Source organism: Thalassolituus maritimus, from assembly GCF_900156675.1.
In the GTDB taxonomy this organism is placed as follows: Bacteria; Pseudomonadota; Gammaproteobacteria; order Pseudomonadales; family Oceanobacteraceae; genus Thalassolituus; species Thalassolituus maritimus.
The window spans coordinates 162,906-187,890 of sequence record NZ_FTOH01000003.1 but is presented as its reverse complement, the minus strand read 5'-3'; the positions used below and the strand labels follow the sequence as shown (position 1 = coordinate 187,890).

Annotated in this window: 20 protein-coding genes; 8 read left to right on the top strand and 12 right to left on the bottom strand. The window is 50.1% G+C overall.

Features of this window, described 5'->3' with window-relative positions:
* Nucleotides 1-12: 12 nt before the first annotated feature.
* The 3 genes from BW941_RS05795 to ald form a co-directional block, all read right to left on the bottom strand.
* Complete coding sequence (locus tag BW941_RS05795; protein ID WP_076514694.1) at nt 13-1,899, bottom strand: hypothetical protein; 1,887 nt, start codon at nt 1,897-1,899, stop codon at nt 13-15.
* Between the two features lie 206 nt (nt 1,900-2,105).
* Nucleotides 2,106-2,441, bottom strand: coding sequence for a hypothetical protein (locus BW941_RS05790; protein WP_084188678.1), 336 nt, complete (start codon nt 2,439-2,441; stop codon nt 2,106-2,108).
* Between the two features lie 107 nt (nt 2,442-2,548).
* Nucleotides 2,549-3,670 (bottom strand): alanine dehydrogenase, encoded by a 1,122-nt coding sequence (gene ald / locus BW941_RS05785; RefSeq protein WP_076514693.1) that lies wholly within the window; start codon nt 3,668-3,670, stop codon nt 2,549-2,551.
* A gap of 215 nt (nt 3,671-3,885) precedes the next feature.
* Between ald and BW941_RS05780 the strand changes: the two genes are divergently transcribed.
* The 3 genes from BW941_RS05780 to BW941_RS05770 are packed head-to-tail and all read left to right on the top strand — an operon-like array spanning nt 3,886 to nt 6,204.
* The gene (locus BW941_RS05780) at nt 3,886-4,194 is read left to right on the top strand and encodes a hypothetical protein (RefSeq protein WP_076514692.1); all 309 of its coding nucleotides are present in this window, start codon (nt 3,886-3,888) and stop codon (nt 4,192-4,194) included.
* A 2-nt stretch (nt 4,195-4,196) separates the two neighbouring features.
* A complete protein-coding gene (locus BW941_RS05775) occupies nt 4,197-5,909 on the top strand; it encodes a PepSY-associated TM helix domain-containing protein (protein WP_076514691.1) in 1,713 nt (570 codons plus the stop codon).
* Nucleotides 5,902-6,204, top strand: coding sequence for a DUF3325 family protein (locus tag BW941_RS05770; RefSeq protein ID WP_068437715.1), 303 nt, complete (start codon nt 5,902-5,904; stop codon nt 6,202-6,204). Before BW941_RS05775 ends, BW941_RS05770 begins: the two co-directional genes overlap by 8 nt.
* Nucleotides 6,205-6,212: 8 nt before the next feature.
* On the opposite strand, the gene BW941_RS05765 is transcribed toward BW941_RS05770, so the two are convergent.
* From BW941_RS05765 to BW941_RS05750, 4 genes are all read right to left on the bottom strand, one after another.
* Nucleotides 6,213-6,797: an exopolysaccharide biosynthesis protein gene (locus tag BW941_RS05765; protein WP_076514690.1), complete on the bottom strand. Its 585-nt coding sequence runs from the start codon at nt 6,795-6,797 to the stop codon at nt 6,213-6,215.
* A gap of 68 nt (nt 6,798-6,865) precedes the next feature.
* A complete protein-coding gene (locus BW941_RS05760) occupies nt 6,866-8,797 on the bottom strand; it encodes an acetyl-CoA hydrolase/transferase C-terminal domain-containing protein (protein ID WP_076514876.1) in 1,932 nt (643 codons plus the stop codon).
* Nucleotides 8,798-8,838: 41 nt separating this feature from the next.
* Entirely contained in the window at nt 8,839-11,052 is a 2,214-nt protein-coding gene (locus tag BW941_RS05755) for a YgiQ family radical SAM protein (RefSeq protein ID WP_076514689.1), read from the bottom strand.
* 178 nt (nt 11,053-11,230) lie between these two features.
* On the bottom strand, nt 11,231-11,767 hold the full coding sequence (locus BW941_RS05750; RefSeq protein WP_076514688.1) for a hydrolase: 537 nt from the start codon (nt 11,765-11,767) through the stop codon (nt 11,231-11,233).
* A 439-nt stretch (nt 11,768-12,206) separates the two neighbouring features.
* On the opposite strand from BW941_RS05750, the gene BW941_RS05740 reads away from it, so the two are divergent.
* From BW941_RS05740 to BW941_RS05720, 5 genes are all read left to right on the top strand, one after another.
* A complete protein-coding gene (locus tag BW941_RS05740) occupies nt 12,207-13,526 on the top strand; it encodes a CmpA/NrtA family ABC transporter substrate-binding protein (RefSeq protein ID WP_245820062.1) in 1,320 nt (439 codons plus the stop codon).
* Nucleotides 13,527-13,626: 100 nt separating this feature from the next.
* Nucleotides 13,627-14,631, top strand: coding sequence for an ABC transporter permease (locus BW941_RS05735; RefSeq protein WP_084188676.1), 1,005 nt, complete (start codon nt 13,627-13,629; stop codon nt 14,629-14,631).
* Nucleotides 14,632-14,658: 27 nt separating this feature from the next.
* Nucleotides 14,659-15,528, top strand: coding sequence for an ABC transporter ATP-binding protein (locus BW941_RS05730; RefSeq protein WP_076514685.1), 870 nt, complete (start codon nt 14,659-14,661; stop codon nt 15,526-15,528).
* Nucleotides 15,529-15,569: 41 nt separating this feature from the next.
* The gene (locus BW941_RS05725) at nt 15,570-16,697 is read left to right on the top strand and encodes a hypothetical protein (RefSeq protein ID WP_076514684.1); all 1,128 of its coding nucleotides are present in this window, start codon (nt 15,570-15,572) and stop codon (nt 16,695-16,697) included.
* A 75-nt stretch (nt 16,698-16,772) separates the two neighbouring features.
* A complete protein-coding gene (locus BW941_RS05720; RefSeq protein WP_076514683.1) occupies nt 16,773-18,020 on the top strand; it encodes an NAD(P)/FAD-dependent oxidoreductase in 1,248 nt (415 codons plus the stop codon).
* Here BW941_RS05720 and BW941_RS05715 read toward each other — a convergent pair whose 3' ends face one another.
* The 5 genes from BW941_RS05715 to nirB form a co-directional block, all read right to left on the bottom strand.
* Nucleotides 18,021-18,371 carry a VOC family protein gene (locus BW941_RS05715; protein WP_076514682.1) on the bottom strand — a complete coding sequence of 117 codons (351 nt, stop codon included), beginning with the start codon at nt 18,369-18,371 and terminating at the stop codon, nt 18,021-18,023.
* A 45-nt stretch (nt 18,372-18,416) separates the two neighbouring features.
* Nucleotides 18,417-20,177 carry a bifunctional protein-serine/threonine kinase/phosphatase gene (locus BW941_RS05710; RefSeq protein ID WP_076514681.1) on the bottom strand — a complete coding sequence of 587 codons (1,761 nt, stop codon included), beginning with the start codon at nt 20,175-20,177 and terminating at the stop codon, nt 18,417-18,419.
* 57 nt (nt 20,178-20,234) lie between these two features.
* Nucleotides 20,235-21,701, bottom strand: a complete 1,467-nt coding sequence (locus tag BW941_RS05705) for a NarK family nitrate/nitrite MFS transporter (RefSeq protein WP_076514680.1) — start codon at nt 21,699-21,701, stop codon at nt 20,235-20,237.
* 50 nt (nt 21,702-21,751) lie between these two features.
* Entirely contained in the window at nt 21,752-22,084 is a 333-nt protein-coding gene (gene nirD, locus BW941_RS05700; protein ID WP_076514679.1) for a nitrite reductase small subunit NirD, read from the bottom strand.
* A 61-nt stretch (nt 22,085-22,145) separates the two neighbouring features.
* On the bottom strand, nt 22,146-24,710 hold the full coding sequence (gene nirB / locus BW941_RS05695) for a nitrite reductase large subunit NirB (RefSeq protein WP_076514678.1): 2,565 nt from the start codon (nt 24,708-24,710) through the stop codon (nt 22,146-22,148).
* Nucleotides 24,711-24,985: the final 275 nt, after the last annotated feature.

Here is a 24,985-nt window from a genome sequence, read left to right as displayed (position 1 = left end):
CGCTTTGGTCGATTATCGACGAGATGAGTTCAGGTTGCTTTCGACAAAATCCAGCAGGCTGTCGATGACCGGATTGGGGTGCGTCGCGCTCGCATTTGCCACTGCGAACATCGGGTCCAGATGGTTCATTCCCTCAAGAACGATCGGGTCGTCCGTACCTTGACCACCAACTGGGTCGGCACCGATGCCCTCTTCAGCGATAAACTCAATTTTTGGAACGTTAGCTGCCCCATCACGGTGATAGAGATACATGCCATAATTCTCGGCAAAGTCATAAGGTGCCGCCATAGTCAGGTCCAGCAACAAACGCGTCGGGAAATACCATTCAGTCAGGTTGGTTTCACCGGCGTAGAGCGCCTCTACGAAGTCATCCATATCTGAGGTTTCTGAACGACGGCTCGTGAAGGTAATCTCGCCGTTCTCGTCCTGATGTTCGGTGTCTGAATTACTCGCGACCTCATCGAAGTCGGCCCAGCCGTACAGCGGCCCTTCCCCCGTACGCCAGCGATAAGGTCCAGCATCTGTCGCGATATAAGGCGTTGGAATAACGTCACCGCCGCCGGTACCCAGAATTGGTACGATCGACCCCACCAGATCAGCAATGCCCTTGCGCTCTTCCATACCACCGCCTTCGAAGAACCCAAGGGAGGTGCTGATAAATGGCAGAACGGTTGAGTTATCATCAAAGATCAGACCGACCAGGGCCTCGTTGGTGTAGCGAAAGTCATCAATGCTTGGCTTATAAAAGAAATCGTTGATATCCCGACTGTGTACCAGAGCCAAAAGTGTTCTCAACGTCAGCGAACGTGGCAACCGCTGAAGAGCCATGCTCTCTTCTTCTGGGGCTATACCAGCAAGTAGGGCCATGGCTTCTGGCAGGGCAAGAATCTCTGCGTTAAAGGCACCCTCGACAGCTAATGTACGTGGCAGATAGTTGTCACGCAGAAGGTTGACCGTGTTTGCGTAACTCTCAGCCTGATCCGCTTCGTCGTCCTCCTGCTGAATTCCCAGCCAGTCCGACAAACTGATCATGGTGGTTGATTCGACCATATCCTCTTCAGTGCTGGCATACACTGGACGCAACGAGGTATCGAAACCAAATGCCCCTGCCGTATTCATATAACCTGCATCATCGAGAGTGCTTCTGTCGCCGTCCCGATCCCAGGCAAGGAAGGTCGAGGTGTGCAGGCCACCCAATGAGTGACCACCGACAAAGACTTTTTCTTTACGCGTAGCCTGATCCGGAATCATATATTCCATCACAGCGAACATATCGTCAGTGGCCATGGCGAGGCCGTAATCGACGACTTCCTCAAGATCGCGGGACGTCTTGAATCCTTCAAATATCTTGCCGTCGACTTCTTTGCCCTCGTAGTAATAACCAATCATGACGTCTTCCGCTTCACTGACGTCAGTCAGACCTTCAGCCGCATTAACGCCCGTCAGGTCTTCCAGACAATTTGAGCGACGATCGACTGCCCACACCTCAAGGCTAATGCCATGTTGCATAGCCGCCTTATAAATCATATTGCGCGCAATGTAGTGGAATCCGTTTGCACCTTCGATTACACCGGGCATCATCAACAAGGCTGCATCCGCCTCAGCAGCGTTGTCAGGGCCACTGCGTAATTTATGACGCACGAACTGTATAGACGCACACCCTTCACTAACGGTCGCATTCACAGCTGGATTTGTTGATGGAATTTTCATAAAACTCGATACAACCGCAGTATCAACCTGCTCTCGAGTCCAGTCGCGAGCCACTCGCTCGAGTTTTTCTTCGGGCACGGCTCCTTTGGGGGAATACCAGGCATAAGTATTCGCACTGAGTGCCGCAGATACGATTGCTGTGGCAAGTGTGAGGTAGCGTGGCCGGTATGATCGAAGTCCTGTTGTCATGTTTTTATCCTGGGCTGAAAATGGTCAGTCAGGTATAGGAGATCAGATCTGAAAGGGCTGGTTAAATATGGCCAAAAAGAAGGAAACAAAAGAAAAGGTATAAAACGTCCTAGCCGAAAAAAGCCACTCCGAAGAGTGGCCTTTTCTGTGAAGCAAAACTAACTGCTATTTTATCGTAATCGCTTCACTTCACCGCATCGAAACTGTTACTCAGCAGCTGCGGTCGCAGCATCGTCAATCTCATCTGCTACATCTTCAGCAGCATCTTCCGTTGCTTCACCAGCATCCTCTGCGGCAGAAGAGACTTTATCCGCTGCTTTTTCGGCAGCTGATTTATCGGTAAAGGTATTTTCGACTGCAGCAGCGGCTTCTTCTGCAGCATCCTCCGCCGCGCGCATCGCGTCTTCCGCTTTGTCACCTGCCGCTTCGGCCATTTCTTCGGCTTCGGCTTTGGCTGTATCCGCCGTTTCTTTGGCCTGTTCACACCCTGCCAGTACCAGACCAAACATCAGAGTGAGCATTGCGAATGTAATACGTTTCATAATCATCTCCATAAGCTTTTATTTATTGAGCTTACATTAAATGACCAAGGCGAGGCTGCAAAGTTCCGACATCTGTAATTTTTCAAAAATCATTAGATCAATTACTCTCAACTTCTCGACAGTAGTCTCAGGCGATCTGTGAAAGATCGATTCTGACTCGCCGCAACCTCAGGGCTGACAAGCTCTCCTCGATAAACATTCAAGCCATTTAAAAGGTTAGTATCTGCAACCAGCGCCTCTTTCACACCATGATTGGCCAATGCAAGAATAAACGGCAGCGTTGCGTTATTCAGCGCCAGCGTAGACGTGCGCGCAACGGCACCAGGCATATTTGCCACACAGTAATGGACGATATTCTCTTCGGTAAATACTGGTGACTCATGAGTTGTAGGGTGCGATGTTTCAGCGCACCCCCCCTGATCAATCGCCACGTCTACGATGACGGAGCCTCGCTTCATGGAATGCAAATGACTGTGCTTAATCAACTTGGGGGCTGAAGCCCCGGGAAGAAGAACCGCACCGACCACAAGATCTGCTCGGGCCAGGTGTTCGTCCAGCGCTGTTCTCGTTGAGTACACGGTATTTATTCTGTTGCCATAGTGAGAGTCGAGTTCACGCAACCGATTCATCGATGTATCAAGCACTGTGACACGAGCCCCCATACCCACAGCGACGGCAAGCGCATTGCTCCCGACCACGCCGCCACCCAGAATAATCACTTCAGCCGCTGGCACCCCAGCAGCACCTGACAGCAGCACTCCCCGCCCACCAGCGGCCATCTCAAGGCTATGAGCCCCTGCCTGAACAGCCATACGCCCGGCTATCTCGGACATAGGTGCTAACAGAGGTAATCGCCCTTGCTCGTCTGTGACTGTCTCGTATGCGATACAGGTAGCGCCAGACGCAATAAGCGAGTCAGTTAAGTCATGGTCAGGTGCCAGATGGAGATATGTGAATAAAGTGTGCTTGGACGTAAGTAATTCTACTTCAGACGCCTGCGGCTCTTTCACCTTAATGATGAGTTCAGCAACATCGAATAATTCGGCAGCACTGCTGACTACTTCAGCGCCACTGTTCAGGTAGAGATCGTCGGTGAAACCTATCGCCTCTCCGGTGCCCGTTTCAACAAAGACATCATGTCCCCGATGTACCAGCTCTCTGACGCTGTCGGGCGTCAACCCTGCCCGATACTCGTGATTCTTTATTTCTTTTGGTACGCCAACTCGCATAAATACGTCTCCTGTCGACTTATTCCTCAGAATAGCAGCACCCCTGCCCGATATGTTCTTTCAGGCCACAAATACCACACTCCCCGTTGCAAAAACACAACACCTGACAATGACCTTACTACTGGCCGATGAGTTTCACGATAACAATTGAATGCGAACCATTATCTCTTGTACTATCACAAGCGAAATACCATACCCACAATCGTGTAGGATTTATGTCGACTCTTTTAAGTTTCACCCGCAGGTCGCTTGGCCCGGTTCTTATTGCCTTCATTGGTGGCTACCTGTTCACCTGGGGCTTCGTTGCCCTGACGGTCACCGCAACGGTCGCCCTTGGCTGGGGCTTTCATACCGCAGAGCACACTGCATTTCTTCTGGCCTTCCCTGTCTTCCTGCTCGTGTTCTTCTGGCTGTTTCTGAGCCGGAAAACCTTGCTGACGCATGCCATTGCCTATGGCGGAGGCGTTGCTATGACAGGCATATCAATCTGGTTGCAATCCGTTCTACTGACTCAGGGAGGTTGAGCATGCAATTCAATAGCACTCGCCAGGGCATGGCCTGGCTGCATACCTGGCTCGGCCTGATTCTGGGCTTCGTCCTGATGGTCTGTTTCTTCTTCGGAGCACTGTCTGTGTTCGATCGGGAGATTGATCGCTGGGCGATCCCTGAGACCCGCTTTGATCCGCAACCAATGCCGTCTTTCGACAACCTGCTGATGGGTGTGTTCGAGCGCATCGAACCGGATGAAGCAGAATACAATCGCATGATGCCGAAATACCATGATGCCAGCGCTGGCGAGATGACGCCCCGACTGGAACTACCGGCGGATGAGTATTGGGCTTACACCACCCATCGCGACCCTGTCTTACGTATGGGCGCGGGTTTCCGGGTTCCCTTTCCTGCCGACACTGAAGGTCACAACCATATTCACGGCAATACCACGATCGATCCTCGTACTGGTGCCAGTGTCCCGGATCATCACCTTAAAATCGGGAGTGAATGGTTCTATCCGCTGCATTACAGCCTGAATATTAACTGGAACTTCCTCGGCTTTTTCATTGTGGGCATTGCCGGTTTCTTTATGCTGGTTGCTCTTATTTCCGGCGTATGGATACACCGTAAGATTTTCCGTGAACTGTTTACCTTCCGCCGCCATAAAAGTAAGCAGCGCAGCATTCTCGATATGCACAATATGACAGGTGTGGTCGCACTGCCGTTCCACTTCTTTTTTGCGTTTACCGGCCTGATTATCTTCGTCGCCTTTTACTATATGCCCGTCACCAACACCATGCTGGAACCCTTGCACAGCGCTCAGCAGGAAATTGAAGCGCAAGAAATGGGGTTACCTCATGAACGCGCTGGCATTGCTGCACCCATGGCCTCTGTCGATGCGATGGTCGCTGAAGCGAAACGTCGCTGGGCAGCAAGAGACATGGCTGGCGAAGTCGGCTTCTTGCAGATGCACCATGTCGGCGACCGGAATGCCTATGTAAGCATTTATCGCGCGGGTAGCGATCGCGTTGCACTCGTAGGTGAAGGTATCCACTTTAATGGGGTTACGGGGGAAGTGCTCCGCGAAGATCCCCCTCACAGTCTTGCCGAATCAATTGGCGATTTTCTCGCCGGCCTGCACCTCCAGCATTTTGAGCACTGGTTCCTACGCTGGCTCTACGTTATTGGAGGCCTGCTCGGCTGTGCATGTATTGCTACTGGGTTTATGTTCTTTGTCGAAAAGCGCAAGCAGCAGCATGCCAAAGCAGGTTCTCAGGGAAGCAGAGTTGTCGACGCATTTGCAGTGACCACAGTGACCGGCATGGTCATCGCCGCCATCGCAATGCTGATCGCCAACCGCTTTATTCCTGCAGCAACGGAAGGCAAAGGTGAGATAGAGAAAATTGTCTTCTGGTCTGTGTGGGCGCTGTCGTTCCTGCACGCAGCATGGCGTAGTGCTCCTGTTGCTCTGGCGAAAAGTAATCCCGCCTGGAAAGAGCAGACGATGCTAATTGCCCTCCTGGGGGTTGTCGCGGTCATCGCGAACTGGATCAGTACCGGAGACCATTTAATTAAAACAATCTTTACAGATCCCTACTGGGCAGTCGCGGGTGTCGACCTCAGCCTGCTAGCGGGAAGCCTCATCGCTCTACTGACAGTAAAAAAGATGTCCGCAATGAATGAAACACAAAGCAAACAGGAAGCCGGACAAGAAGAGATAGCTACAGGAGAAACCGCTTATGAATGAGGCAGCATGGTTAACAATCGCCTTTGTACTGATGCTGCTGGCAATGAGCTGGTTCGCGCTGTCTCTCAAGTCACACTGGAAGCAGGTGACGGACGGAAAGCCCGCCTCGCGTATTCTCAGAAGCCTGGGCTGGTTTTGCGTCATGCTGTCTGGTCTGGCGTGCCTTCAGGCTGACCACGCCTCAATGGCAGTGCTTGTCTGGGCCATGCTAAGCGCAACTGCTGCTTTTATCGTTGGCCAGGTATTAAGTTATCGCCCGACTCTACTCAGACCTCTCGCGCTGTTCCGAGCTTAGAGCCAGACTCAAAGAAAGCCAAATTCAGTACCGGCCCAATAACCGGCAACAGAGAAAAGAATCAGGGCAAGAACCAGCATAACCCCATCGCGGGTACTCAAGCCAATGGCAGCGAAAATAATCGCAAGTGCCGGGATTGCTGCAGCCATCGGGATGAGCTCCAGCGGAATCATTAACAAGCCAAAAATAACGCACAAAGCTGCAATTAAGCGACTGATGACAGGGCCGAATAAAAACGTCAGCCGTGGCTTGAACAAGCGGTCAATTCGCTTAGTCACTGGGATGATCTGATCAACGCCCTCACTGAAGCGTTCCCGGTCGAAGTCTGCTTTGCGTAAACGGGATGGAATCCAGGGATGACTTTTCCCAAATACTTTCTGTACTGCAATAAGGGCAATAAGAATCCCACATAAACTCGGTATACCGGGTATGGCACCACTGGGTAAAAATGCGATCAGTGCCGGAGCCATCAGTAGCGGACCAAAGCCCCGCCCTTCCAGCGAACTGACAATATCCCCCAGCGAAATACGCTCATCGTCGGTATCCTCACGCAGTGTCGTCAGTACTGAGGTTATATCGAGATTATCCGCCACTCGCCGTCTCCTGAGGCTGCCCTATCTTCATGCAATGATGCATTGCACAGATGACATTTATATTGTTGTTACTCGATTGAGAATAATGCATAACGTAACAACCTGGCGGTTAGTTTTTCCTTGAGCGACGTAGCCTCACTGAGCGACATTCGCGATACTTCTTCTTCGTAATCCGGGAGCTGAGTTGTCAGGGCTCGATATATCAGCTGTAACTTACCGGCTGTGGTCGACGTGCTTCGCCTCAATATCTGCAAGGCTGTGACCAGTTTCTGCTCGACCGGGGTAAAGTCACTGCCAAGTGGGTAGTCGATCAGGCTACCATTGCGACGAAACTCTGCGAGTCTTTTTCCCAGAATTTCCGGTGAATTTTTCTGTTTAATCGTACTGATATCAAAAGAAGCCTTCAATTTACCGGCGGCAACAGCCTGCTCTTTCAGACTCGTGACTGAGCCCGACGCCGATACGCTGAGCATTCGCTGAATACATTCTTCGTCGGACGCAAAACGCAGATCGGCAATGCCGTATTCGGTCACATAAATATCGCGAAGATGGCGAGGTATCGTCAGGTTGGATAAGTTCCAGCGGACATTACTTTCCTGCTTATCGCCGCGAGCAGCATGTAACATCAGCACTGAACGCGCTTCGGGTAAATCCGCTGCCATGGATACGAAGTTATATTGTCCGCCAACGCCTGAGACGACGCGACCATCAGGCAATGTCTCAGAAGCAGCTCCACCGAGCGGCGTTGCCATCATACAAATATTCATAAATCGCGCATGACGCCTCTGTTCAACCTCAAGCTCATAGTCCGGCCCGGTGACAGAGTTAATGCGGCCAATGCGATCCATCTCTAATGTATTCGGTTGCGCGCCCTGTTCTTCAATCCATTGATAAAACTCCGGCGAGCCAAGATAAAATCCACCACGAAGGTATTTACCTTCAGACTCAACAGTTTCCTGCTCCGCTGCGGACAGTTGCCCAGCATTAAGTTTGCGCATCAGAGCCAGGTCATCAACCACGCGCCGCTTCATAATGCCTTGCTCGACGAGCACCCTGAACCCTTCGTTCACCATTTCGCTACAACCGTATACTCCGGTTTCGAAAGGCTCGTATCCCCCGTACTCCCGCACCAGATCAGACGCCAGAACATCCGGGTTCAGCGCGTTAATAATCTTACGATAAAGTGCATTGTCCGTATGTCGGAGGACCAGTGCGTAGCAAAGGGCATCGGCTAATGCCCCAATCCCCACCTGTAGGGTACCTCCGTCTTTTACCAGTAATGACGCATAAAAGCCTATGGCAAAATCACTGTCACTGACCGGCTGACGAGGCAAAGCAAACAACTGGTCATTGGTACTTGTAACATTGACGATAGCGTCGAAAAACTGAGAAGGCATGACGGCCTTGCCACCGACCCACGGAAGGTTGTGATCAACTTCACCGACACAGAAAGGTCGGGGTTGCCCTGCCTGCTGTATTCTATCAAGCACGTCCTGTGTCAAATCTGTATTCGACGAGAGCGAATATTCTCCACTGTCGTTAGCTGATACTCGCTGAAAAACAACGTTTATCCCTTTGGTCGATAAAGCATCCGCCACTTCTGTGTAATTAAGGCTGTTGTAATTCTGTTGCCCTTGCGCGGATTTCACATAGCTGCCGGGCTGAGTGTAAAACTCCTCAACGTGAATGTTCCCAGGCAACTTACCGGCCTTCATATCGTCAGCGTACTTCAGCCGCGGGAAATCCTTGCCATACAACCTTTCGACAAAGGGAGTCAGAAATCGGGATTCAAGATCGGAGGCAGGCTCAGGAGGGTTAAGAGAAAGTGCGGTGAAAATAGTCAGTGATAAATCACTGCGATCTTTCACCGTATCGTACAGCGCGTTGATTAAACGGTTGGGTTTGCCTAGCCCCAGAATAGTAGCCAGACGAATGTCCGGCCCGCAGGTCTCAATAACCTGCGCGACCATATCGTCGTAAGAAGTAAACTGCTGTGTCATATTGTCCATATCCAGGTTGGACGTCAGCAAGCCACCAGAGTTCAGCGGCGCTTACGTGGGCCAGCCTTCTTTGCAGTACCGGGTTTAGCTGAACTCGCCGGCGCTCCACCTTTCCGTTTCGCGGCAGCCGCCTTTGGTTTGAAACCCGGGCGTTGATGACGCTTGGAAGGTACTTCATCCTCTGCGGGAATCAATGCATTCGGGCCACTACCAATAAGATCGGTACGCCCGATGCGTTTCAGCTCCTCACGCAAGGCAGGCCAGCCTCTTGAATCGTGATAACGAAGGAAAGCCTTTTGCAGACGACGCTCCTCAAGCTTGCGAGGTATATGCATCTTCTTCGATTTGTAGCTCATCCGGTGCAACGGATCACGCTCGGAATGATACATGGCGGTTGCCAGTGCCATTGGTGACGGATAGAAAGTCTGTACCTGATCGACCCGGAACTTGTTGCGTTTCAGCCACAGCGCCAGATTCATCATGTCTTTGGTTTCAGTACCCGGATGCGCCGCAATAAAGTAAGGAATCAGGTACTGCTCTTTACCCGCCTCTTTCGAGAATTTATCGAACATGCGCTTAAAGGCATCGTATGTTCCCATGCCCGGCTTCATCATTTTGTTAAGCACGTTCATCTCTGTGTGCTCAGGCGCGATCTTCAGATAGCCACCAACGTGGTGCGTCACCAGTTCACGAACGTACTCGGGATCTTTGACTGCGAGGTCGTAACGAAGGCCAGAGGCAATCGCAATACGCTTGATTCCCGGCAGTGCACGGGCGGCACGGTAAAGCTGAGTCGTTGCACTGTGGTCGGTTTTCAGGTTTTTGCAGATACCCGGGAAAACACAGCTCAGGCGGCGACAGTTTTTCAGAATTTCTGGGCTCTTACAGTTCAGGTGATACATATTTGCGGTCGGGCCGCCGAGATCCGAAATAGTACCGGTAAAGCCCGGAACTTTATCGCGGATTTCTTCAATCTCATTAATCACAGATTCCTGAGAACGGCTCTGAATAATCCGCCCCTCGTGCTCGGTAATTGAGCAGAAGGTACAACCACCAAAGCAACCACGCATGATATTGACTGAAAAGCGGATCATTTCGTACGCAGGAATTTTGGCATCACCATACGAAGGGTGAGGAACACGCTGGTACTGGAAGCCGAACACGCTGTCCATCTCGTCGGTTTCGAGGGGGATCGGTGGCGGATTGACCCAGATTTCGCGTGTGCCATGTTTCTGCACCAGTGGTCGCGCGTTATAGGGGTTCGACTCCTGATGAAGCACCCGTGATGCATGCGCATACAGCGCGCTGTCGTTACGGACTTTCTCGAAGGACGGTAGACGAATGACCGTTGTCTCAGGATCAAGATCCGCCTTTCGATGCAGTGGCATAGGCACAATCTTAACCGGCATCACATCATTGTCTTCTGCGCTGCCTTCCTGTTCTTCCCCGTCTCCGTTGGTACTACAGGACATGGTCTCTGTATCTTTCATCTCATAGGGATTCGGTATCTCGTCGATACGCCCTGGCCAGTCGATTCGTGTGGAGTCGACTTCTGCCCAGCCTTCCGGAGTTGCTTCACGGACGATGGTCGTACCCCGGAGATCGGTCAGATCTTTGACTTCCCGCCCCTGAGCTAACGCATGCGTCAGGTCGACAATCGCGCGTTCTGCGTTGCCGTATAAAAGGATGTCTGCACCAGAATCAATCAACACCGAGCGACGTACCTGATCAGTCCAGTAGTCGTACTGAGCGATTCGGCGAAGGGATGCCTCAATGCCACCAATCACGATAGGGACATCTTTGTACGCTTCCCGGCATTTCTGCGAATAGACGATCACCGCGCGATCTGGTCGCTTACCCGGCTCGCCATGCGGTGTGTAGGCATCATCTGAGCGGACTTTCAGGTCGGCCGTGTAGCGGTTAATCATGGAGTCCATGTTGCCCGCGGTGATGCCGAAATAGAAATTCGGCTTACCTAACCTGGTAAAGTCTTCGGGGTTGTTCCAGTCAGGCTGAGCAATGATGCCGACACGAAACCCCTGAGATTCCAGCATCCGCCCCATGACCGCCATACCAAAACTGGGGTGATCAACGTACGCGTCCCCGGTTACCAGGATAACGTCACATGAATCCCAGCCAAGCTGATCCATCTCTTCCCTGGACATAGGCAGAAACGGCGCGGTGCCAAAGCACTCTGCCCAGTATGGATAGTTGGAGAACAAGTGCTTGTTCGTCTGGCTGGAAGGCTGATTCATGGATAACCGCAAAGACCGAGGAGTATGGTCAGCTATTGTCTCAAAATCAGAGCCCAGAGCCAATGTGCACACCGGCTTTATGGCTTCTATGGTTGGTGCTTTCTCACACCTGACATGTAATAAACTGTGAAGCGCTGGCTGAGCGAGGTGTCTGGCCTCGCCCATATTACGGTAGAGATTACTTAATCTGATCCAATACGGCTTTAAACTCCGGTACCTTGCAACTGCCCACCAGCTCGAACAGGCACATTTCGACGCTGGTTGGGCGAGCTCCGGCATCCAGCATGCGATCAATTCCTAGCTGACGGTTTGCCGGTGTCCGCGATGAAACGCAGTCAGTCACGACCTCAACCTTGCGCCCAAGCTCAATCAGATCCCGTACGGTCTGATACACACAGATATGCGATTCGATGCCCGCGACCAGCCAGGTATGTACATCACTCGCTTCAATAGCGTCGACGAAACGCGGTTCACCACACGCACTGAAGGTGTACTTAGAGATGGGTTCTCCAGAAAGAAGCTCCGTTAACTCAGGTGATGTCTCGCCCAGCTTTTCCGGGTTCTGCTCAAGCCAGATAATCGGCAGATCAATCGCCTTTATGCCGGAAATCAGTGTTCTCAGAGAGGCGTGCATTGCCTCGGAATCGTGCATCAATCGGGCTAACTTACCCTGAACATCCACAATGATCAGGCCGGTGCGCTTGCGGTTGAGCATAAAAATTCCTTATTTCACAAATGGTTATAGTGATTACGATACGAGCTGCACCAGAGTATCACCAAACATCAGCGCTCCGCACCAAAACAAGCCGGAGGTAGAAGCGACATTTCAATAACAATTCTCAATTCCGATTTAAACATTAGCTGTACTTTATTTTTAAAATCCCGGAAAGCCGCATAAATCGTGGGCTCGTAAATATATTTGGGTGTGTAAATTAAAAATTGGCACAGTGTTTGTATTAAGCATTCCAGAACTTCAATGGCGAAGTTCGCAATTTTCAAATCAAGATTTACAAAGCAAAGGCGCTTTCGACTCCTGCTCATAGCAGTGCTGTCGTAGCGCCTTTTTTTGTTGCTTTAAAAAGGGGAAGGAAATGCGAGGAATCAAAACTCTGCGCCGCACGTTTGTGAAAAGCGCACTGGTATTGGCCGCAGGTATGGCAACCATGTCAGCGCCTCTGGCATCTGCCGAAGAATGGGCAGAAAAAGAAGAGCTGAAATTTGGCTTTATCAAGCTGACCGACATGGCTCCTCTGGCAGTTGCCTATGAAAAGGGCTACTTCGAAGAAGAAGGTCTGTACGTCACCCTCGAAGCACAGGCCAACTGGAAAGTCCTGCTTGACCGAGTTATCGATGGTCAGCTCGACGGTGCCCACATGCTGGCAGGTCAGCCGCTAGGCGCAACCATTGGCTTCGGTACACAGGCACACATCATCACTGCTTTCAGCATGGACCTCAACGGTAATGGCATCACGGTATCAAACGATATCTGGAGCCAGATGAAAGAACATATCCCGCACGAAAATGGCAAGCCAGTTCACCCGATTAAAGCAGATGCACTTAAACCAGTCGTTGAGAAATATAAAGCCGACGGTAAGCCATTCAACATGGGCATGGTATTCCCGGTTTCAACACACAACTATGAACTGCGTTACTGGTTGGCTGCGGGCGGTATTCACCCTGGCTACTACGCACCGCATAAGGGTGATACCTCGGGTCAGATTGATGCCGATGCGCTGCTTTCTGTAACTCCACCACCGCAAATGCCTGCAACGATGGAAGCCGGCACCATTTACGGTTACTGCGTAGGTGAACCATGGAACCAGCAAGCCGTATTTAAAGGCATTGGTGTACCCGTTATTACCGACTACGAAATCTGGAAAAACAACCCAGAAAAAGTGTTTGGTGTAAGCAAAGAGTGGGCAGACAAATACCCAATCACTCATAAGAAAGTTGTTAAGGCGATGATTCGTGCAGCAGCCTGGCTGGATGCTGATAACAACGCGAACCGCCCTGAAGCAGTAAAAATTCTGTCTAAATCCCAGTACGTAGGCGCTGACTATGACGTTATTGCTAACTCAATGACAGGCACCTTCGAATACGAGAAAGGCGATAAGCGCGAAGTACCGGACTTCAACGTGTTCTTCCGTTACAACGCAACCTACCCATACTACTCGGATGCCATCTGGTACCTCACTCAAATGCGTCGCTGGGGTCAGATTTCTGAAGAAAAATCAGATGACTGGTTCATGGAAACAGCGAAGAAAGTTTATCGCCCAGATATCTACGCTTCTGCAGCCAAAGAGCTGATCAAAGAAGGCAAGCTTGATGCGAAAGACTTTCCGGATTTCGCAACAGAAACCGGCTTCAAACCCGCTCAGAAAGGCTTCATCGACAATATCGTATACGACGGTAGCAAGCCTAATGAGTACCTCAAGAAGTTCGAAATCGGCCTGAAAGGCGCCGAGAAAATCTGATCTGAATATCCGATCGGATGCAACAAAGTGGGTGAGGCTTTCCTCACCCACCCATTAAAAAGGGTCAACGGACTCAATGGTCCGGACCGAAGGAGTTTTTATGACTACTGCGCTGTCGAATATTGCCTGGATTTCACCCTTTGTGAGTATTGCGAAAGGTGAAGATGTTTCTGGAAATATCCAGACGATTATTAAAACTATTGGTCTGCCACTGGCCGGCTTATTGGTTTTTCTGATGATCTGGCAAGCCGCCGCCAGTAATATCAATACCTCTCTGGGGCAGTTCCCCGGACCAGGTGACGTTGTTACCCAGACCAAAGGTCTGCTATCTGAACACTTCACTGAACGTGAAAAAGCCGAAGCGTTTTACGAGCGACAGGAAAAGCGTAACGCTGCCCGCGTTAAACAAGACCCAACTTACGTTCCGAAAACCCGGGACTACACAGGTAAACCAACCTACATTGATCAGATTGGGACCAGCCTGGTAACCGTATTAAGTGGTTTTGTCCTGGCCTCACTGATTGCTATCCCATTCGGTATCGTTATTGGACTGAGTGCCAACCTTTACAGCGCATTCAATCCTGTTATCCAGATTTTCAAGCCAGTATCACCTTTAGCCTGGCTCCCTATCGTCACTATGGTGGTATCTGCTCTCTATGTATCAGACGATCCGATGGTGCCGAAATCATTCGTGACTTCCATGATCACAGTCATGCTGTGCTGCCTTTGGCCAACGGTAATTAATACCGCGGTGGGTGTCGCATCTATTCCTAAAGATCTCGTGAATGTGTCACAGGTCTTGCGCCTGAGCTATATGGAACACGTTCGTAAGATCGTACTTCCTTCATCCATCCCTATGGTATTTACCGGTCTACGTCTCTCTCTGGGTATTGCCTGGATGGTACTGATCGCGGCGGAAATGCTCGCGCAGAATCCAGGCCTTGGAAAATTCGTCTGGGACGAATTCCAGAACGGCTCTTCTGACTCCTTAGGCCGGATTATGGTCGCCGTTATCACCATTGGTTTGATTGGCTTCTTACTTGACCGCGTCATGCTGATGATTCAGCGCAAAGTGTCGTGGGATAAGTCAGCAGCTACACGATAAGTACACAAAGGACAGAGGAGTTTCATTATGAACCCATTACTCGAACTATCAGATGTTGGTATCGAATTTCCAACACCGAAAGGTCCTTTCTGTGCCCTTCAGAATGTGAACCTGAAAATTAAGAAAGGCGAATTCATTTCGCTGATTGGTCACTCAGGCTGCGGTAAGTCTACGGTACTGAATATCGTGGCTGGTCTGTATCAGGCGACTCAGGGCGGCGTCGTCCTGAGCGGAAAAGAAGTGAATGAACCAGGCCCTGAGCGTGCTGTTGTCTTCCAGAACCACTCTCTCCTGCCCTGGCTCACCGCCTATCAGAACGTCGAACTGGCGGTAAAGCGCGTATTTAAAGGTCATAAATCCAAAGCAGAAATGCGTGAATGGATTGAGCACAACCTCGAGCTGGTTCACATGAGCCACGCTATGCACAAACGCCCGGATGAAATCTCCGGTGGTATGAAACAGCGCGTTGGTATTGCGCGAGCCCTGTCGATGGAGCCGCAGGTTCTGTTAATGGACGAGCCGTTCGGCGCACTTGATGCCCTGACACGCGCTCACCTGCAGGACTCTCTGATGGAAATTCAGAAAGACCTGAACAACACCGTCATCATGATTACCCACGATGTCGACGAGGCAGTATTGCTTTCGGATCGTATTGTGATGATGACCAATGGTCCGTCCGCGACCATAGGCGAAATTATGGACGTAGAACTTGAACGCCCACGTAACCGAATTCAACTTGCCGACGACCCGCAATACAACAAGTACCGTCAGCAGGTTCTGAGTTTCCTGTATGAAAAACAGAGAAAGCCGGATACAGATGCGCCCGCTAAGAAGGCTGCCGACTCCGACGATAGTAATGAAGAAAAGGTCGACAAAAAGACCGGTGAAGTTGCTTAACCTCTATTGATAAAAAGGCTTCGAATTAAAAGGAGAATGCCATGCAAGCTAAGAAAACGTTACTGGCGATCGCATTGGGGACTGCCACACTGGGTGCATCTGCGTATGAAACTGAATATGGCAATGCCTATGCTGATGTAAAAGTTCGTTATGAGTCAAACGACACTGAAGGCGGTGCTGATGCAGCAACTGCGCTCATTACGGATGCAGCCATCGGTTTCGAAACCAAGGACTACGAGGGTTTCAAAGCTCTGGTAGAGTACGAGATTGTTCAGCCAATTATCGATGAGTATGCACCAGAAGATACTGACTACGACACGGTTATGGACCCAGAGACACGAGAGTGGAACCGCGCACAGGTCAGTTATAGCAAAGATGGCTTTGGTGCTGTTGTTGGTCGTCAGCGTATTATTCTTGATGATGCTCGATTCGTAGGTAATGTCGGCTGGCGTGCGAACGAAGTGACGTACGATGCAGCAACCGCGACATTTACGAAAGATGATATCAAGGTCTTCCTTGGTTTTGTTGATCAGCGAAACTTCCTGAATGGAACCGCGCAGGATCAGTCTGATATCTTGTTCAACCTTGGCTATACCCTTGGTACAGGCAAGGTAAGTGCCTTTGCCTACCTTTTGGAGAACGATGATACGGAAGCAAAACTGGACACCTACGGTGCCAAGTACAGCGGCAGCAGCATGGCTGATGATATTAAAATCATTTACTCAGGTACTGTAGCGACTCAGAGCACTGACGACAATGACGCTACCTATTTTGCCCTTGAAGGTGGTGCGGTAGTTTCAGGCGTTACACTGGCACTGGGTAACGAAACTCTGGGCAGTGATGATGGTGAATATGGCTTCATGTTCCCGTATGGCACCAACCACAAGTTCAATGGGTGGGCTGATAAGTTCCTTGGTACACCCGATTCTGGCTTGAGCGATACCTATGTAAAAGCTGCTGGCAAAACTGCGGGTATCAAGCTGGTCGGTTTTTACCACAAGTTTGATGCAGTTGAAGGAAGCGCTGATCTGGGTAGCGAACTTGATCTGCTGGCAGTCAAAAAGCTGGATGATACCTTCACTGTAGGTGCCAAAGCGGCATTCTACTCTGCAGGAGATACCGGTGCAGACACCACTAAGATGTGGGCATGGGTTCAGGCTAAGTTCTGATACCCCGCGACGAAACTCAGCGGCCAATGGCCGCTGTTTTCGTTTATTCTGTTCTAAAAAATTGTGGAGAATCGAGTGAAGATCGAAGACAAGAAAGTGGAAAACCAACTGGTAATTATCGGTAACGGTATGGCGGCTAACCGCATACTGGAGGGCCTTGCCGATGATCATCCATACGACCGGATAATTGTGCTCGGCGATGAAAAAATCTCCCACTACAATCGCATCATGCTCTCACCTCTCCTTGCCAAAGAAACGACCCTGGAAGACATTACACCCCACAGTGACGCATGGTATTCCAACCACCGGATAGCAATTCAGCTAGGTGATTGTGCCACTAAGGTTGATACAGCAAAGAAGACGGTGACCACCGAAACCGGCCGTAGCTACCCTTATAGCAAGTTGGTATTCGCCACTGGCAGCCGCTCATTTATACCTCCTATCAAAGGCGCAGACCACCCGGATGTCATCGGTTTCCGTACCATGAGTGATGTGGATACCATGGAGGAAAAGCTTACCGGCCTGAAACATGCCACCGTGATAGGCGCTGGCTTACTGGGCGTAGAAGCTGCCGTCGGACTGAAACTCCGTGGAGTGGATGTCACACTGATTCACCGTAACCCTGTTTTAATGAATCGCCAGCTGGATGCGAAAGCGTCTGATCTTCTCAAAGAGGCCCTGGAGGAACGAGGGATTGAAGTGATCACCGGAGTCAATCCAGAAGAAATATTAGCCAATGACTCAGGTATACGCGCGGTATCGTTCGCAACTGCAGATACGCTCGAGAAGCGCGATACTCAACTGGTTATTTTTGCGACCGGCATCCTGCCGAACAAAGATCTCGCAGCCAGTTCAGGGATAAATGTCCAACGTGGAATTTGTGTCAACGAGAAAATGCAGACATCCGTTAACGATATTTTCGCACTCGGCGAATGCTGTGAGTTTTCCGGACACACTTACGGTTTAGTTGCACCTATCTGGGACCAGGCGAGTGTAGTCGTTGATCAACTCAAGAATATAGATGGCAGTGCTCACTATATTGAACGCTCACACCTGACGAAGCTTAAGGTCTCGGGTTTAGATATTCATAGCATCGGTGAGTATGAAGCGCCAGAGCACGCTGATACCCTGACCTTCGAAGATAGGGAAAGTGGCCTGTATAAAAAAATCATACTTAAGGAAGACAAGGTGATCGGTGCTCTATGTATCGGCGACGTCAACGACAGCCACTGGTACTATGAGCTGATGGAACAACAGACAAACGTCAATGATTTTCGGGATATGCTGATTTTTGGCGAAGCCTATTGCGAGGATGTGGCCTGATCAATGATCAGACCACACTGCAAACTCATTACCGCTGGGTTCACGAAAGTGAAAACGCTTGCCTCCGGGGAACTCAAATACGGGCCGGACGATTTCACCACCGGCTGCTGTCACCTTGCTCATGGTGTTTTCGATATTGCGGCTGTAAAACACCAGTAGCGCCCCACCTCGTGCAGGATCAGATGCTAACTCTGCCTGATAGAAGCCACCCATCAGCCCCTGAAAGTCGAATGCGGTGTAAGACTCACCATAATCGGTAAATTGCCAGTGAAACACCTGAGAAAAGAATGCTTTGGTTGCTTCAAGATCGCGCGCAGCAAACTCAACGTAATCCATTTTTTCGTGCTTCATCTGTTTCATCCTTGTGTCTTGCTGTTTTGCCTTCAGGTTGCCTTCTTACTCTGATAATAGCAACCACGACTGAAGTATAACCACCAGCAAAAGAACCGCAGATATTGTCGGCCACACCTTATCAGCATGGCGCTCTATCAGGGGCTTTCCAGAGTAGGCACTGACCAGTGCATCATTTGGTTTTGTCAGATCCGTCCAGAACTCTGACAAGGCAGTGTGTCTGGCATGAATATCAGGATGGCAGGATTTTTCTATAGCGAGATCCAGCCATAAAGGAATATCAGAGCGAACGTCACGTAAAGGCTGATATTTCCATTCAGACACAGAGCGAGCACCCCTTCTGTGTATGTGAGACATCTGGAAGGGCTGCTCTCCACTAAGCATCTCATACACCATGACGCCCAGAGAAAATAAGTCACTCTGAGTTGTTGCCACACCATACATGACGTACTCAGGTGCAATATAGTTTACCGACCCTACCGGGCAATCTTCCTCTACCGGACTGGTAACTTCGGCAAGGCCTTTCACCTGAACCGTGCCAAAGTCAATCAGCTTGACCTGCCCTTGCGTAGTGACCATGACATTCTCTGGTTTCAGGTCACGGTGTACCATTCCCATACGCTGGAATGCACGAAGCGCCATCACTATCTGTTCGACGATATTCCGTACACTACTCAGTTCTGGTTGAGGGTGATCATTCATCCACTGTCGCAGAGATTCTCCTTCAATCAACTCACAGATATGATACATAAACCGTGCGTGAGGTTCGGGCGGAAGAATTTTCATAACGTTCGCGTGATCTACCCGAGCGCCTACCCATTGCTCACGCACAAAGCCTTCGAGGTAGACCAGATCCTCTTCAAAATTCAGAGACGGTGCTTTCAGCACATAGCGCCTATGATCACGGCGATTAAGCACGCGATACAAGTGACTGCGGGTGCCCGCATACAAAACCTGCTCGACTTCATAGTGATCAATGCAATCACCTACGTTGAGCACCGGGGGTATGACACGCTCCGTTAATACTCGGTGAGTTTCTTCAATATTCTTCTCAGGTAGAGCCTCGACACGAATAATCATGGCAGTCAGATTGTCATTACTGCCGTTATCCAATGCCTGATTTACCAATGTTTCTGCGCACCGCTCAAAATGAGTTTGTGTACTCTGCGGCTTCAGTTCCTTAATCAGAATATCGCGCATCCGCTTATCAGTAAGAAAACCATGTACGCCATCTGTCGTCATCAGGAGTACATCGCTGCTTTCCAACGATTGATTCAGGTAATCAACCTCTAGGTGCGTATCCATCCCCATTGCACGGCTGAGGTAATCCTGCCCATTACCATGCTGATGAGTATGATCACGGGTCAGGCACTCCAGAGAACCGTTCCGTAATCGGTACACGCGTGAGTCCCCTACATGAAAGACGTGCAAGGTACTCGATTTAAGTACGACTGAACTGAGAGTGGTCACCAGAGAATTATGCCGTGCGCTAGCCTGCTGTCCATGGTGGTATAACCAGGCATTCAATGAACTGAGTACTTTTCCGGCTGCGGTTTTTACGTCCCAGCTGTCTGGCGTACTGTAATAGTCATTAAGGAAGTGGGTAACGCTGGTTGTACTCGCCTGCTGAGCGTTGTCACTGCAACTCACTCCATCTGCGATACAGCAGGCAATGCCCTTATAACGGGCGCTGTTTGACGATGGCTGCCAGGCGGCGAAGGCGTCCTGATTTTCTGACTTATTTCCAGCAGAGCTGAAACCACCGAATGTCACTTCGAGGTTACGTTCGTTGCCTGGCGACGTCATTTTCTTTCTCCCATAAAAAAAGTGGCCGGAGCCACTTTTTTACTGAACCGAGCCTGATCAGTTTACACTGATCATCTCAACCGATCCGTCTTCACGGACTTCAGCAATGTGACCTTTCGGTTCTTCCATGAACAGAAGAGTAATAAAGCCTACTACGGCGGTCGCCGCGATTACCATAAAGAAGACAGAATAATCGACGAACGACAGCACTGTCAGATAAGTAACAGCACCCACGTTGCCGTAGGCTCCAGTCATACCCGCAATCTGACCAGTCAGACGACGCTTGATCAGAGGCACTGCAGCGAATACTGCACCTTCGCCAGACTGAACAAAGAACGAGCATGCCATAGCTGCAACAACTGCGAGCCAGAGTGGCCAGCTGCTATCAACCAGAGACATTATAAAATAACCCACAGCCAGACCCGCTGTCAGAATCAACAAGGTCGACTTACGTCCGAACTTATCAGACAACCAGCCGCCGCCCGGACGGGACATAAGATTCATGAAGGCGTAAGCCGACGCAACCATACCGGCCATAACAGGGTCCAGGGTGAAAGTTTCAGCAAAGAAAAGTGGCAGCATAGAAACAACCGCCAGTTCAGAACCGAAGGTTGCGAAGTAGAGTACATTGAGAACAGCAACCTGTTTAAACTTGTACTGGTGTATTTCTGGCACTGGCTTTTCAAAAATTTCTTTGTTCACCTTCCAGACATGCGATACTTCATAGACAAACAACAATGCCAGGCCTACATAACACAGTAAGGCCGTAGTCTCACTGAGCAGTGATACACCGTTCGGCGACAGCTTCCAGGTCAGTAATGCGAGTGCGGCATACATGGGTACTTTCATGATCAGCAAGAAGAAAAAATCTCCTTTGCTGGTTACTTCCATCGCGCCAATATTTTTCGGTTTGAAGTACGTCGACCCTTTCGGCGTATCAGAAACGTTCATGTAGTACACGACACTGAACAGCAGGCTCATCGCCCCCGTTACTGCGATGGCATAGCGCCAGCCGTCTTCACCACCGAACCATAAGGCTACGGCGGGCAAGCTGAAGGCTGCTGCTGCAGAACCGAAGTTGCCCCAACCGCCGTAAATACCTTCGGCTGTACCCAGTTCATTCGCAGGAAACCATTCGCTCACCATACGAATGCCGATGACAAAGCCAGCACCAATAAAGCCCAACATGAAACGAGCTACAGCAGCTTGCACAAAACTATCGGCAAACGCGAACATAAAGCAGGGAATTGCGCACACTGCCAGCAAGGATGAATACACAATCCGTGGCCCAAACCGGTCTGTGAGCATACCGATAACAACGCGCGCTGGTATCGTCAGCGCAACATTAAGAATCAACAACGTCTTAATTTCAGACGGAGTGAGGCCCAAGCTGTCTGCAATTGCCATCAACAAAGGCGCATGGTTAAACCAGACGACAAAAGTAATGAAAAACGCGATCCAGCTGAGGTGTAATATTTTCATTTTCCCGCTGAACGAGAAAACATTAAATTTTTCAGAGGTCATAAATGGCCTTAGTAACGATATATAAGCAATCTGATCAGAGTGAGGGCCGCTTACGCGGCTGAGCTCACCTGAACAATTCCGTTTTCAATGCGCACTGGGAAGTGCTCCAGTTTCACCGCATCATCTTCCAGGCACTCGCCACTAGTAAGATCAAAGTGCTGCTTATAAAGCGGAGACGCCACCACAGGCCGCTCGCCTATTGAGCCCAGAATACCGCGTGAAAGTACGTTCGCCTTCCCAAACGGATCATAGTTACTTATGGCGTATACAGTCTCGCCATCACCAAAGCGGAATACCGCAACCTGCTTTCCTTCAACCAGTGCACATACACCCGTGTCAGGAACAAGATCTTCAAGAGAACAAACAGTTGTCCAATCAGTCATCATTTTTCTCCTGCATGCAGCCGGTGCTGCATGCTTTAATTCTATTAAGGTCTGCCAGAGATCAGTGCTTCTCTGCCGTTAACTCAACCAGTTCGATTCGCTCGTTATCAGTCGCCGGGCGTCGCTGTCCGCGTTCACGCACATAGAGAAGGTTGTTATCTTCTTCTGCGGCATTAATAAAGTGACTGAAGCGTTTGAGTTTCTCAGGAGATTCAACGGTAGTTTTCCATTCACACTGGTAAGTACCCACGACACGAGTCATGTCATTTTCAAGCTCGCCACAGATATCCAGCTTGTCATCGATAACCACTTCACGCAGATAATCGAGACCACCTTCAAGGTTCTCAAGCCATACAGAGGTACGTTGCAGGCGATCCGCTGTACGAACATAAAACATGAGCACACGGTCGATGTATTTGATCAACGTTTCATCGTCCAGATCTGTTGCAAACAGATCAGCATGGCGAGGACGCATACCGCCGTTACCACAGACGTACAGGTTCCAGCCACTCTCGGTTGCAATTACACCGATATCCTTTGATTGTGCTTCGGCACATTCGCGAGTACACCCGGAAACACCGAACTTAATTTTGTGCGGTGCACGAAGCCCTTTGTAGCGATGTTCAAGAGCGACAGCCATAGAGACAGAATCAAGAACACCATAACGACACCAGGTGCTTCCTACGCACGACTTCACGGTACGAAGCGCTTTACCGTAGGCATGCCCTGTTTCGAGACCAGCGGCAATCAGCTTTTCCCAGATCTTTGGCAGCTCATGCAGTTGTGCACCAAATAAGTCGATTCGCTGACCACCCGTGATTTTCGTATAGAGGTCAAACTCTTTAGCGACCTCACCAATGGCAATCAGTTTATCGGGAGTAATCTCACCACCCGGTACGCGCGGTACTACTGAGTAAGTACCATCTTTCTGCATATTGCCGAGGAAAATATCGTTGGTATCCTGCAGCGGCATCAGATCATCTTTCAGGACATACTCGTTCTTGTAAGAAGCCAGAATAGAGCCAATGGTCGGCTTACAGATTTCACAGCCGTGTCCCTTACCATGCCCCTGTAATACATCTTTAAAGGTGGCATAGCCTTTTACACGAATAATGTCTGCCAGCTCAGCACGGGTGTAGGCAAAGTGTTCGCACAGATCATTATTTACCTCTACACCCAGAGCTTCCAGTTCGGCATCCATTACCTGCTTAGTCAGAGCAGCACAACCACCACAACCCGAGGTCGCTTTGGTCGCACCTTTAATGTCTCCCATGGTGCAGCAGCCACCTTGTACCGCAGCAGCAATGTCGCCCTTTGATACGTCGTAGCATGAACAGATCTGAGCCGTATCAGGTAATGCAGTAACACCAAGACCAGCCGGAGCCTCGTCACCCAATGCAGGTAAGATCAAGGCAGCTGGATTACCCGGGATATCCATATCGTTGAGCATCAGTTGCAGCAGAGTACCGTATGAATCAGTCTCACCCACCAACACTGCACCCAACAGCTTCTTGCCATCTGCCGATACGATAAGGCGCTTATAGACTTCTTCAATATCATCGCTGAACACAAACGACTGAGAACCCGCTGTGTGACCATGCGCATCACCTATCGAGGCGACATCAACGCCCAGCAGCTTAAGCTTGGTGCTCATGTCAGCGCCTTTAAAGGCCAGCTCTGGGGTTTTCAGGTTAATCAGGGTATCGGTGATATGCGCAGCAGTTACCTTGGCCATCTGATAACCAGGAGCAACAAGGCCGAAAATTTTGCTATCCCAAAGCGCGCATTCACCTATGGCATAAATATCTTCTACAGAGGTCTGGCAATAATCGTTGATAACGATGCCGCCACGCTCACCAACATCAATTCCAAATTGACGGGCAAGTTCATCCTGAGGGCGAATACCCGCTGAGAAAAGAATCATGTCAGTTTCAAGATGCGAGCCATCTGCAAAGTTCATGCGATAGCGACATTCTTCACCGGCAACAATTTCTTTGGTGTTTTTCTCAGTGTGTACTGACACACCCAGCGACTCGATTTTATGACGCAGCAGGTTACCGCCGCCTTCATCGAGCTGCACGGCCATTAAGCGTGGAGCGAATTCAACAACGTGTGTATCAAGGCCGGCTTCTTTAAGTGCATTTGCTGCCTCGAGGCCAAGCAGACCACCACCAACAACAACACCAGTTTTGGATACTTCAGCGGACGCAGAAATTGCTTCAAGATCTTCAATCGTACGATAAACAAGGCAGTGTTCCTGATCTTTACCCAGAATCGGTGGAACAAATGGGTAGGAACCAGTGGCCAGAACGAGTTTATCGTAGCCTTCAATACGACCGGTTGAGGTCGTTATTGTTTTATTGTCAGCATCAATTTCAACGACTTTTTCATTTTTTAAATAGGTAATACCGGAGTCGTCGTACTCAGATTCTGTCGTGAGTGCGAGATCAGCTGCGGTTGCGCCTGAAAAATATTTGCTCAGCTGTACACGGTCGTAAGCGAGGCGAGGTTCTTCTGAAAAGGTAATTAATTCGAATTCTGAGGCGTGATCAGATTCGGCCATAGTGGCGAGGAAGTTGTGGCCAACCATACCGTTACCAACAACTATGATGCGCTTCTTACTCATGGCGATGACTCTCTCTTATTTAGACATTCTTCTTGTCTCCTTAAATAAGTGCATCGTTGCTCTACTTAGTCGCTACGCCGTTGCAGCAAACAGTATCGAATAGGCTATAGCAATTTGGATGCCAAGCCATGGTTAAACAAAGTTATAGATTGCAGTACTACGCCCTGTCTGGTTTTCAGCGCTTCCCTGATCGTCGGGATTAAGATCCCATGGAGGATTGCGCACCAGAAAAGTGCTTATTACAGTTTCGTTGCACCCCAACAAGGCAGTCATCG

Excerpts from the sequence above, each read along its gene's own strand:
- BW941_RS05795 (WP_076514694.1), bottom strand. The coding sequence starts at position 1,899 with ATGACAACAGGACTTCGATCATACCGGCCACGCTACCTCACACTTGCC.
- BW941_RS05790 (WP_084188678.1), bottom strand. The coding sequence starts at position 2,441 with ATGAAACGTATTACATTCGCAATGCTCACTCTGATGTTTGGTCTGGTA.
- ald (WP_076514693.1), bottom strand. The coding sequence starts at position 3,670 with ATGCGAGTTGGCGTACCAAAAGAAATAAAGAATCACGAGTATCGGGCA.
- BW941_RS05780 (WP_076514692.1), top strand. The coding sequence starts at position 3,886 with ATGTCGACTCTTTTAAGTTTCACCCGCAGGTCGCTTGGCCCGGTTCTT.
- BW941_RS05775 (WP_076514691.1), top strand. The coding sequence starts at position 4,197 with ATGCAATTCAATAGCACTCGCCAGGGCATGGCCTGGCTGCATACCTGG.
- BW941_RS05770 (WP_068437715.1), top strand. The coding sequence starts at position 5,902 with ATGAATGAGGCAGCATGGTTAACAATCGCCTTTGTACTGATGCTGCTG.
- BW941_RS05760 (WP_076514876.1), bottom strand. The coding sequence starts at position 8,797 with ATGACACAGCAGTTTACTTCTTACGACGATATGGTCGCGCAGGTTATT.
- BW941_RS05755 (WP_076514689.1), bottom strand. The coding sequence starts at position 11,052 with ATGAATCAGCCTTCCAGCCAGACGAACAAGCACTTGTTCTCCAACTAT.
- BW941_RS05750 (WP_076514688.1), bottom strand. The coding sequence starts at position 11,767 with ATGCTCAACCGCAAGCGCACCGGCCTGATCATTGTGGATGTTCAGGGT.
- BW941_RS05740 (WP_245820062.1), top strand. The coding sequence starts at position 12,207 with ATGGCAACCATGTCAGCGCCTCTGGCATCTGCCGAAGAATGGGCAGAA.
- BW941_RS05735 (WP_084188676.1), top strand. The coding sequence starts at position 13,627 with ATGACTACTGCGCTGTCGAATATTGCCTGGATTTCACCCTTTGTGAGT.
- BW941_RS05730 (WP_076514685.1), top strand. The coding sequence starts at position 14,659 with ATGAACCCATTACTCGAACTATCAGATGTTGGTATCGAATTTCCAACA.
- BW941_RS05725 (WP_076514684.1), top strand. The coding sequence starts at position 15,570 with ATGCAAGCTAAGAAAACGTTACTGGCGATCGCATTGGGGACTGCCACA.
- BW941_RS05715 (WP_076514682.1), bottom strand. The coding sequence starts at position 18,371 with ATGAAGCACGAAAAAATGGATTACGTTGAGTTTGCTGCGCGCGATCTT.
- BW941_RS05710 (WP_076514681.1), bottom strand. The coding sequence starts at position 20,177 with ATGACGTCGCCAGGCAACGAACGTAACCTCGAAGTGACATTCGGTGGT.
- BW941_RS05705 (WP_076514680.1), bottom strand. The coding sequence starts at position 21,701 with ATGACCTCTGAAAAATTTAATGTTTTCTCGTTCAGCGGGAAAATGAAA.
- nirD (WP_076514679.1), bottom strand. The coding sequence starts at position 22,084 with ATGACTGATTGGACAACTGTTTGTTCTCTTGAAGATCTTGTTCCTGAC.
- nirB (WP_076514678.1), bottom strand. The coding sequence starts at position 24,710 with ATGAGTAAGAAGCGCATCATAGTTGTTGGTAACGGTATGGTTGGCCAC.